An 11,219-nucleotide genomic window follows, 5' to 3' on the forward strand; every position below is an offset into this window, starting at 1 on the left:
GAGAATTATAGTAACTTTGCAAGACCATGAAAGTCCTAAGAACTATTTTACTCAGTTTATCACTCTACTGCTTTAACTCACAATTGCAGGCACAAGCTATTGGTGTTGATGACACTAAAAATGCTTTGGGACTGGTAAACCTATTAACAAATAATAGTTCCTGTATGCAAACCAATAACGAAAGCGTTTCGGGAGATTCATTTACTCTTGGAAAGAATAGTTACGGTTCTTTTACAAACAGCTCGCCTAATTTTCCGTTTCAATCAGGCGTTGTTTTAAGTACTTGGAGCAGTACTCAATCTTCAGGCCCCTTTATTAGAAATCAAGGTAACAATAGCAATTCTTGGCTGGGAGATTCCGACTTAAACCAAGCTTTAAACATCAATTCTGTCAATGCTACAGTTCTTGAATTTGATTTTACTCCGCTGACAAACACCATTAGTTTTAATTATTTTTTTGCTTCGAATGAATATCAAGATGATTTTCCCTGCAAATATTCTGATGGTTTTGCTTTTTTAATAAAAGAAAAAGGAAGCACTACTGCGTATCAAAATTTAGCTGTAATTCCTAACACTACAACAGCTGTTTCATCAATGAACATTCATCCAGCTATTAATGTTACAAACTTAACACCTTGTGCTGCAACAAATGAATCCTATTTTGGACAATTTAACAACAGTCCTACTAATACAAGTCCTATCAATTATGCGGGGCAAACTAAGGTTTTGAATGCAACAGCTAACGTTATTGCAGGAAAAACGTATCATATCAAATTAGTCATTGGCGATGATCGAAATCCTTATTATGATTCGGCTATTTTTATCGAAGCCGCCAGTTTTAATTCTGTAATCGATTTAGGAAGTGACAGATTACTGGCAACTAACAATGCCGTTTGCTTTGGTCAAGATTATACTATTGACACCAAATTACCCGCAAATTACAGCTACAAATGGTACAAAGATGGCGTTTTATTAACCTCAGAAAATAGTCCTTCCTATACTGTAAAAAGTCCTGGAATTTACAAAGTTGAAGTAACTTTAACTCCTTCTGTTTGTGTTGTAACCAATGATGTAAAAATTGAATACACACCCGAAATTGTTTTAAAAAACAGCAGCTTAATTCAATGTGATATTGATGAAGATGGAAAAGCAGTTTTTGATTTAACCCAAGCCTATTCTGAAATAAAAAACAACAACTCTGGTTTAAGTAATATAATTTATTACGAAAATATAACTGATGCGCAAGCTGGCAATAATCCCATACTGAATAGTAGCAATTATACTAACCTATCAAATCCTCAAACTCTAATTGCTAAAGTAACAAATCCTTATAATTGCTTTAATTATGCCGAATTAACTTTGGAACTTTCTAACGAAATTGTCCCAAGTCGGGTTGCAACAATTACAGGAGTTCAAACATCTGATTTTGCAGGGAATAAAAATACCGTAATTATTGAATATACAGGTTCTAGTAATTACGAATTCTCAATAGATGGAAATTATTATCAAGACAGTCCTGAATTTTTAAATATTGCCGCAGGAAGTTATTTGGCTTATGCCCGTGAAAAAAACGGATGCGGTATATCCAATCCTTTTCCATTTGCCATTTTAGACTACCCTCGTTTTTTTACACCAAACGGAGACGGCTATAATGATACTTGGACTATTAAAAACCTAAATTTGTTGCCCCAAGCTACAATAAATATTTTTAACCGTTACGGAAAATTATTAAAGCAATTCAACTCTCCTAGTTTTAGTTGGAATGGAACTTTAAATAATTATTTACTCCCTGCTGATGATTATTGGTTTAGTCTGATTTTTGAAAATGGCAAGAACATAAAAGGCCATTTTTCATTAAAAAGATAGTTAATCATTTAAAATTAATACTTTTAGCAAATGAGAAAAATAATTTCCATAGGGTTCATTTTAATGGCTATAAACTGTTTCGCACAGTTTAGCAAAACGCATTATATTCCGCCAATTGTGGCATCAAGTAGTGTGCCTGTAGGTCCACAATATATTTATATTTCTACTCCAAGCTTAACTCCGGTCAGTTTTAGCATAAACGAAATTGGCGGGACAATTATTATGGGAACAGTTTCTAGAGATGTTCCCTATATTTTTGACATTAATGCACACAATGCTAATCAATTGGTTCTTGATGAATCTGAAGTAAGCAACATTAAATCTAATCGAGGTTATATTATTGAAGCAGGAGATGTTGTTTATGCTACAGTTAGAGTTATTGACAAAACTGGTAACCAATCAAGTGAAATAGTTTCTAAAGGTTTAGCTGCATTAGGTACTCAGTTTAGAATTAGCGGTCTTACAAATAAATTAAATACAGGCTATTCAGACAGACATTTGACATTTGCATCCGTTTTAGCAACTGAAAATAACACAATAATAAATTTTAAAGACATTAAAACAGGGGCAATTTTGATTAATAATACTATTACAGGAAACTCGGCTCCAAGTATTACCTTAAATAGTGGTGAGAGTTACACTATTGCAGTACATGGTCCAACTCCTGCTAATAATGATGCACTGATTGGGGCATTAATTACTTCGAATAAACCCATAGCTGTAAATTGTGGTTCGTTTGCAGGATCTAATGGAGAATTAAAAAATAATATAGATTTAGGATTTGACCAAATTGTTTCGGCAGAAAGAACAGGAACTGAATATATTTTTATTAAAAGTACCGGTTCGCAAGATGTGGAAAAAGTAATTTTAATCGCCCATGAAGACAATACCGAAATATTTTTAAATGGTGCTCTAACCCCAAATCACATCATTAATGCTGGTGAATATGTTTCGCTTTTACGTTTTGATTATAATTTTCAGGGGAATTTGTATGTGCGCTCAAGCAAAAATATCTTTGCATATCAGAGTGTGGGTAATGATGCTAGAAATGATGAAGCCAATCAGGAAATGTTTTTTGTACCGCCTTTAAGTTGTCAGACTCCAAAATCAATAGACAATATTCCTTCTATAGAATCAGTCGGGAATCGTGCTTTCACAGGCAGAGTTACACTTACTACTAAAACCGGTTCAGGTTTAAATTTTATAATTGATACGGTTCCTTACACTTTAACTACATTACCTGTGGGGGTAAACGTTTTGGGGCCAACTACTGTTACAGGAAATACAGAATATGAATGTTATGTTCTAACTGGGCTAAGGGGAAATGTTTCTGTTTTTTCCACTTCTCAATTGTACTTAGCGGCTTATGGCAGTGATGGTGCTGCAACATTTGGAGGGTATTATTCAGGTTTTACTTTTAAACCAGAAGTGAATTTCCAACAATTAAATGTAACTCAATCTGGCTGTATTCCTAATGTTAAACTGAATGTGAGCTCATTGACGGGGTTTGATGTGTTTCAGTGGTATTTTAATAATACTGAAATTCCCGGAGCTAATTCAAATACATATTCGCCAATTCAATCTGGATATTACAAAGTAAAAGCAACCTTATCTTCCTGTGGTATAGAGTTATTTTCTGATGAAATTCCTGTTAGTAATTGCCCGACAGATGTTGATAACGATAAGGTTAATGATAACATCGATCTTGACAATGACAATGACGGAATTACAAATTGCACTGAATCTTATGGAAATCAAAACATTAACATTTCAAATTTAAGTTCAGGGAATATTGCTATTGGCAGCTATTCGAATTCTTTTACTGGAACTATAACGACATCTTCAATTGCTAGTCCAATTCCTTTTACAGGAAATACAGACGGCAGTTTTATATCCGAAATTCCGGCTGGTAAAGGAAATTTCACTAAATACACTATAACATTCACTAAACCAATAAGTACTGGAATAGAATATGTTTCCACTTCAAATTCAACCGATTTACTAAATCCTAATGCCGAGTATGTTGTAGCAACTGATATTAACAAAACTATTACAGTTCTAAATCCCGATAATCAATTATTAATCGATACCAATTACGATGGAATATATGAAAGTGGGGTAACCGAATATTCTTCATTTGAAATTCGCTTTCAATTAAACGGAGTTACACCATTGGCAGCGGGAACAGCTACTTTTAAATTTTTGACTCATTTAGTCAACTCCATAAGTTTTGTCCACAAGAATATATCAGATACTGATGCAAATAGAAGTACACTAAAGTTTTTTGCTGTTTGTGTACCAAAAGATTCTGACAATGATGGAATTGAAGACCAATTGGATTTGGATAGTGACAACGACAACATTCCTGATTTAACTGAAAATCAAAATAATACTTTCGTTTTAAATTCAACTACAGATATAAACAACAACGGATTTTATGATGTTTTTGAATCCAAACCTATAATAGATACTGACAATGATGGAATTTATGATTATATTGATTTAGACAGTGATAATGATGGAATTTATGATTCTGTAGAAACAGGAAGCAACAACACCGATACCGATAATGACGGGATTAAAAATTACAGAGACCTTGACAGCGATAACGATTTATGTTATGATGTAATTGAAGCTGGTTTTACAAGTACTAACAATAATACATTAGGAAATTTATTTCCACCCACAGTAAACACCAACGGAGTTGTAACAAGCCGTACAAATGGTTATACTACTCCAAATCCTAATTATATTACCGCTGCTCTAATAATTATTACAAACCAGCCTAATGTACCGCCTACCTGTTTAAATCAAAATACTTCAATTACAATTAGCGACAACGGAGGCAATAGCTATCAATGGCAAGTTTCAGTAAATGGAACTATTTGGAATAACTTAACAAACAATGGTAGCTATTCTGGTGTAACATCAAACAAGCTAAACATTAATACGGTTAGTCAAACAATGAATGGATACAAATACCGAGTTGTATTAAATAAAATAGGAAATACTTGTGGCTTGATTTCTAATGAAACAACTTTAACTATTTTGGCTTTACCAATTGTTAATCCTATAAATATCATACAATGTGACGACGATTTAGATGCTAAATCAACTTTCAATCTAACAATTAAAAACGATGTAATTTCGACAAATTATCAAAACGAAACTTTTAGCTATTTTACCACTTTAGCAGGGGCTAATACTAATGATACAACTAAAAAAATCACAAATCCATTAGCCTATATTGCCAATAACGGAACAACCATTTGGTCTAGAATCGAAAATGCAAATAATTGTTTTTCGGTAGCGCAAATTAACTTAATCGTTTCGGCAACACAAATTCCTGCAAATTTCAATATCTTATTCGAAATTTGCGATGATTATATTGATACTGCAAACGATGATTATGATGGTATTTCAGTATTCGATTTTAGCAGTGCCAAAATGGCAATTTTAGCATTACTTCCATTTCCAAAAAACAATTATGTTATAAAATATTATGAAACTGAAGCAGATGCTTTAGCCGAAATAAACGAAATAACGAATCCTACTGCTTATCGAAATACACTTTTGCCTAAAGAACAAAAAATTTGGGTTAGAGTAGATAATAATTTAGATAATAGTTGTTATGGTATTGGCACTCATATCACTCTAAAAGTAAACCCAAAACCGGATATTGACATCAATACAAGTCATCTTTCGGATGTTTATGTCTGTAAAAATTTGCCTAATTACTTTGTTACACTTACTGCTGGAATACTAGATGATAGTCCAACAACCAATTATACTTATGTTTGGTCTAAAAACAACCAAGTATTAATAGGCCAAACAAACACCACCTTAGACGTTAATACAGCTGGCGTATACAGTGTAAAAGTATCATCGCTTTCTGGTTGTAGTAGAACAAGAACAATTACAGCAACCGCTTCGGATATTGCTCATATTAGTACTGTCGAAATCAACGAATTAAGCAATAATAACTCTCTTTTAATTCTTGTAGAGGGCGTAGGAACTTATGAATACAGCTTAGACGATAGCAATGGTTTTTATCAAGATGCTAATCTTTTTGAGAATTTACCAGCAGGAATTCATGAAGTCTATATTAGAGACAAAAATGGCTGTGGAATTACCAATGAAACTATCGCAATTTTAGGTGTTCCAAAGTATTTCACACCTAACAATGATGGTTTTAATGACTATTGGAATATCAAAGGAATCAATTCCGAATTTAATTCAAAAACAGTAATTCATATTTTTGATCGTTATGGAAAACTTATAAAAGATATCAACCCTCAAAGTCAAGGCTGGGATGGAACTTTTAATGGTCATCAGTTGCCATCAGATGATTATTGGTACACTGCCAAACTCGAAAATGGCAAGGAAATTAAAGGTCATTTCAGTTTAAAAAGATAAAACTAAAAAACTCTATTTTTAAAATTCCAATATTGATGATCATAAAAAAGAATCCCAAACTCCTGAAAATTGGAATTTGGGATTTTAAATATTGAATTTTAGAAAAAATTAGAATTTAAATCTTTTTCTATCAGTTTCTGTCAAATAGATTTTTCTCAAACGAATTGATTTTGGTGTAACCTCTACATATTCATCTTTTTGAATGTATTCTAAAGCTTCCTCTAATGAGAAAATAATTGGAGGGATGATTCTTGCTTTTTCATCATTTCCAGAAGAACGAACGTTAGATTGTTTTTTCTCTTTAGTTACATTTACACACATATCATCACCACGAGAGTTTTCTCCAATTACCTGACCTTCGTAAATTTCGGCATTTGGTTCAACAAAAAACTTACCACGATCTTGTAATTTATCGATAGAATAAGGAATAGCTTTTCCTTTTTCCATAGAAATCAATGAACCTTTGTTACGTCCGGCAATTTCTCCTTTGTAAGGTTCGTATCCTATAAAACGGTGTGCCATAATAGCCTCACCAGCAGTAGCAGTAAGCAATTGATTACGCAATCCAATAATTCCACGTGATGGAATATTAAATTTTACAATCATACGGTCACCTTTAGTTTCCATACTTAACATTTCACCTTTACGCATAGTAACAAACTCAACAGCTCTACCCGAAAGAGTTTCTGGTAAATCGATTGTTAATTCCTCAATTGGCTCACATTTTTTACCATCAATTTCTTTGATGATAACCTGTGGCTGACCAATTTGTAATTCGTAACCTTCTCTTCTCATGGTTTCAATAAGAACTGACAAGTGCAATACTCCACGACCAAAAACCATGAATTTATCAGCAGAATCAGTTTCACCTAACTTCATAGCTAAGTTTTTCTCTAATTCTTTTGTCAAACGGTCTCTAATATGACGAGAAGTAACAAATTTTCCTTCTTTTCCAAAGAAAGGCGAATCGTTAATAGTAAACAACATACTCATTGTTGGCTCGTCGATATCAATCGTTTTTAGACCTTCTGGATTTTCAAAATCAGCGATAGTATCTCCAATTTCAAAACCTTCAACTCCAATGATTGCACAAATATCTCCAGCAATAACTTGTTGAACTTTTTTACGACCAAGTCCTTCAAAAGTGTGTAATTCCTTGATACGGGATTTAGAGATTGTACCGTCTCTTTTTACTAATGAGATTGGCATACCTTCGTTAAGAACTCCTCTTTCCAAACGACCAATAGCGATACGACCTGTAAAGGCAGAGAAATCTAAAGAGGTAATCAACATTTGTGGAGTTCCTTCAGAAACTTTCGGAGCAGGAACATTAGCAATAACCATATCCAACAATGCTTCAACATTATCAGTTACGTTTTCCCAATGGTCAGACATCCAGTTGTTCTTAGCAGAACCGTAAACAGTTGGGAAGTCTAATTGCTCTTCAGAAGCTCCAAGTTCGAACATTAAATCAAAAACTTTTTCATGAACTTCTTCAGGAGTACAGTTTTCTTTATCCACTTTATTGATAACTACACAAGGCTTAAGACCTAAGTCAATTGCTTTTTGTAATACAAAACGAGTTTGTGGCATTGGTCCTTCAAAAGCATCCACTAGCAAACATACACCATCGGCCATGTTCAATACACGTTCTACTTCACCTCCAAAATCGGCGTGACCAGGAGTATCGATAATATTGATTTTTGTTCCTTTATATTGAACTGATACGTTTTTAGAAGTAATAGTAATACCTCTTTCACGCTCTAAATCGTTGTTATCAAGAATTAAATCACCTGTGTTTTCGTTGTCACGAAATAATTGACAGTGATACATAATTTTATCAACCAAAGTGGTTTTACCGTGATCGACGTGGGCAATAATTGCAATGTTTCTAATAGATTCCATCTGTGATTTTTAATGGCTGCAAAGGTACACTTTATTTTGATATAAAAAATATTTCTCAAATACTTTACAATTATTAAACGTTTAATACACAAGCCTAATCATTTTCTAATAAAAATAAGTTTTCATAGATATTTTGCTATTAACAATTATTAATTATATTTGATTAATGAAAAGTAAAACCAATCAAATAACAACAATTTATCTTCTTATTGCCTCTATTTTGGCGGTTTTTCTTTATAAAACTACTTCATTCTATTTAAAACAAGAACATTATCTTATTTTCAATTTACTAAAAGATTTCTTTTTAATTCTTATAACTGGAGCAGCATTTAAATATGTTCTATCTAAAAACGAAACTAAAAATAAAACTATTTTTGAAAAATTAGAAAATACTAATAATGAAATCAAAGAATCAAACGAAAAATATGACATTGTTGCCAAAGCTACAAGTGACACTATTTGGGACTGGAAAATCCAAGAAGACAAACTTACTTGGAGCAAAGGAATAAAATCTGTTTTTGGATATGACAATGACCAGGTAGGTGAAAGTTCTAGTTGGTGGTTTGGAAATATCCACCCTGAAGACAGTATAAAAATGTCAATAAAGCTGTATTCATTTATCGAGCAAAAAACCGAAAAATGGCAAGATGAATATCGTTTTAAATGCGCTGACAACACCTATAAATATGTTTTAGATAGAGGATTTCTCTTAAAAGATGAAAACGGAAAAGCCATTCGAATGATAGGTGCGCTTCAAGATATCACGAAACAAAAAGAAGAAGAACTCAGATTGAAATTATTAGAAACTGTAATCTTACAAACAAAAGAATCAATTGTAATTACAGAAGCGACTTTCAACAAAAAACAATTCCCTAAAATAATTTATATAAATCCTGCATTTACAAATATAACGGGATATAAATCAGAAGAAATCATAAATAAATCTCTTGGTGTCTTAAGAGGACCAAACACTGAATTAAGTGTTATCAAAAGAATTATACAAATAATACAAAATAAAGAAGAAGGTTTACTTGAAATCAAATGTTACAAAAAAGATAAAACGGAATTTTGGTTGCGTTTTACAATGATACCAATTTACAATTCCGAAAACGAATTATCACATTGGGTTTCTATACAAAGAGACGTAACGGATGAAAAAAATCAAGAAAAAGAAAAAGAGCAACTGATAAAAGAACTAACCCAAAACAATAAAGATTTAAAACAATTCTCTTATATCACCTCTCATAATTTAAGAGCCCCTATGTCTAACTTGACAGGCTTATTAAATTTAATCGAAGACATTACAATCGAAGACTTTGAATTAAATGAAATAATAAATGGTTTCAACAAATCAACACATTTATTAAACGAAACTATCGAAGATTTGACAAAAATCATGATAATCAAGGACAATACATCAATAGAAAAAGAAAATGTTTCTATAAAAGAAGTTTTTGAAAATGTTTTTAGTCAATTAACCAATCAAGTAGAAAAAGCCAGACCTATTCTAAAATTAAATTTTGAAGATGTAAGTGTTATCAATACCAATAAAGCTTATCTGGAGAGCATCTTATTGAATCTACTAACAAATTCATTAAAATATAAATCTGACGACAGAATATTAAAAATAACTATATCCGCGCATCAGATTGGAAATACCATAAAACTTATTTTTAAAGACAATGGTATAGGGATTGATCTTAATAAAAATAAAGATAAAATTTTTGGATTATACCAAAGATTCCATGACTATCCAGACAGCAAAGGATTAGGATTATATCTGGTAAAATCTCAAGTTGAAGCTATGAAAGGAACTATAAGTATCGAAAGTCAAGTAAACAAAGGAACGACCCTTACATTAATATTTAAAAACAAATAAACATGTTAGATTTAATTCTATGTGTCGATGATGACCCAATAACCCTAATGTTATGTAAAAAAGTAATTACTAAAACTTCTTTTTCAAATACTATTGCAACGGCTAAAAATGGAGAAGAAGCATTACAATACTTCAATTCAATTATAGATAAAAACGACGAAACTAAACTTCCTCAATTAATTTTTTTAGATTTAAACATGCCTATTATGGATGGATGGGAATTTCTAGACAACTTCAGTACCAATAAATATTCATCAGTTAATTCAACTAAAATTGTTGTTTTATCCTCTACTATAGATCCAGAAGATTTCGAAAAATCAAAAAAATACAAAATGGTAATAGACTTCCTTTCAAAACCTATTACAACAAATATGCTAACGTATTTAGAATCTAAAATTTAAATTTCAGCTGAAGTAGCCGATGTTGAAAAACTAATCGAAAAAATTGAAGAAGATGATGACGTAATGAACGTTTATCACACCATGAAAGAAAACGAAGAAGCATAATCTTCAACAAAATATCCAAATAAAGAAAGAGTTTAACGCCAAGTTAAGCTCTTTTTTTATGGCGTTCCCTCGTTGCGGAACATTTTCGTAAGATATTCAATTTTCTTCAGCAACCAGGTCGGGCTGTACGCTGTATCTTTTGTTCGGGTGGGTTTATTCTTGTCCAGAATGTCTTTACACTCACAAAAGGATGCCGCTTCCATCCCTAACGCAAAACTAAATTTCATTACCAAAATATTATTCCAAAAAAAAAGCTTCAATCAGCATAGCCAATTGAAGCTTTTAGTACTCAGAGCGGGACTTGAACCCGCACGAACATTGCTGTTCACTGGATTTTAAGTCCAGCGTGTCTACCAATTTCACCATCCGAGCATTATTATTGTGGTACCTCCAGGGATCGAACCAGGGACACATGGATTTTCAGTCCATTGCTCTACCATCTGAGCTAAGGTACCTTTTATTCTACTTATTTATACAAATAAATAAGAATAAAAAAGCCTATCTTTTCAGATAGGCTTTTCAAAGAAAGGCGACGACATACTCTCCCACAAAACTGCAGTACCATCTGCGCAGGCGGGCTTAACTACTCTGTTCGGGATGGGAAGAGGTGAGCCCCGCCGCAATAACCACCTTAAGGTCGTTGTTACT

Annotated in this window: 5 protein-coding genes, 2 tRNA genes, 1 rRNA gene and 1 pseudogene; 5 read left to right on the forward strand and 4 right to left on the reverse strand. The window is 32.6% G+C overall.

Annotated features, from left to right (window positions below; all coding sequences use genetic code 11):
- The first annotated feature begins 26 nt into the window (after positions 1-26).
- Both GTZ96_RS08490 and GTZ96_RS08495 read left to right on the forward strand, forming a co-directional pair.
- Complete coding sequence (locus GTZ96_RS08490) at positions 27-1,865, forward strand: T9SS type B sorting domain-containing protein (RefSeq protein ID WP_161642890.1); 1,839 nt, start codon at positions 27-29, stop codon at positions 1,863-1,865.
- A 30-nt stretch (positions 1,866-1,895) separates the two neighbouring features.
- A complete protein-coding gene (locus GTZ96_RS08495) occupies positions 1,896-6,281 on the forward strand; it encodes a T9SS type B sorting domain-containing protein (RefSeq protein WP_161642892.1) in 4,386 nt (1,461 codons plus the stop codon).
- Positions 6,282-6,389: 108 nt separating this feature from the next.
- On the opposite strand, the gene typA is transcribed toward GTZ96_RS08495, so the two are convergent.
- Positions 6,390-8,186 (reverse strand): translational GTPase TypA, encoded by a 1,797-nt coding sequence (gene typA / locus GTZ96_RS08500; protein WP_161642894.1) that lies wholly within the window; start codon positions 8,184-8,186, stop codon positions 6,390-6,392.
- A gap of 166 nt (positions 8,187-8,352) precedes the next feature.
- Here typA and GTZ96_RS08505 point away from each other — a divergent pair, with 166 nt between their 5' ends.
- The 3 genes and pseudogenes from GTZ96_RS08505 to GTZ96_RS08515 all read left to right on the forward strand — a co-directional run.
- Complete coding sequence (locus GTZ96_RS08505) at positions 8,353-10,065, forward strand: PAS domain-containing sensor histidine kinase (protein ID WP_161642896.1); 1,713 nt, start codon at positions 8,353-8,355, stop codon at positions 10,063-10,065.
- A gap of 2 nt (positions 10,066-10,067) precedes the next feature.
- Positions 10,068-10,466: a response regulator gene (locus GTZ96_RS08510; protein ID WP_161642898.1), complete on the forward strand. Its 399-nt coding sequence runs from the start codon at positions 10,068-10,070 to the stop codon at positions 10,464-10,466.
- Positions 10,467-10,472: 6 nt separating this feature from the next.
- Positions 10,473-10,571: pseudogene (locus tag GTZ96_RS08515) on the forward strand (YebC/PmpR family DNA-binding transcriptional regulator); the annotation flags it as partial.
- A gap of 286 nt (positions 10,572-10,857) precedes the next feature.
- On the opposite strand, the gene GTZ96_RS08520 reads toward GTZ96_RS08515, so the two are convergent.
- The 3 genes from GTZ96_RS08520 to rrf all read right to left on the reverse strand — a co-directional run bounded on the left by GTZ96_RS08520 (position 10,858) and on the right by rrf (position 11,205).
- Positions 10,858-10,943, reverse strand: a tRNA-Leu gene (locus GTZ96_RS08520).
- A 10-nt stretch (positions 10,944-10,953) separates the two neighbouring features.
- Positions 10,954-11,026 (reverse strand) — tRNA-Phe (locus tag GTZ96_RS08525).
- A gap of 69 nt (positions 11,027-11,095) precedes the next feature.
- Positions 11,096-11,205, reverse strand: a 5S ribosomal RNA gene (gene rrf, locus GTZ96_RS08530).
- Between the last annotated feature and the right edge of the window lie 14 nt (positions 11,206-11,219).

It is taken from the genome of Flavobacterium undicola (genome assembly GCF_009909155.2).
Lineage (GTDB): Bacteria > Bacteroidota > Bacteroidia > Flavobacteriales > Flavobacteriaceae > Flavobacterium > Flavobacterium undicola.

Coding starts and splice junctions, on each gene's coding strand:
- typA (WP_161642894.1), bottom strand. CDS start 8,186: ATGGAATCTATTAGAAACATTGCAATTATTGCCCACGTCGATCACGGT.
- GTZ96_RS08490 (WP_161642890.1), top strand. CDS start 27: ATGAAAGTCCTAAGAACTATTTTACTCAGTTTATCACTCTACTGCTTT.
- GTZ96_RS08495 (WP_161642892.1), top strand. CDS start 1,896: ATGAGAAAAATAATTTCCATAGGGTTCATTTTAATGGCTATAAACTGT.
- GTZ96_RS08510 (WP_161642898.1), top strand. CDS start 10,068: ATGTTAGATTTAATTCTATGTGTCGATGATGACCCAATAACCCTAATG.
- GTZ96_RS08505 (WP_161642896.1), top strand. CDS start 8,353: ATGAAAAGTAAAACCAATCAAATAACAACAATTTATCTTCTTATTGCC.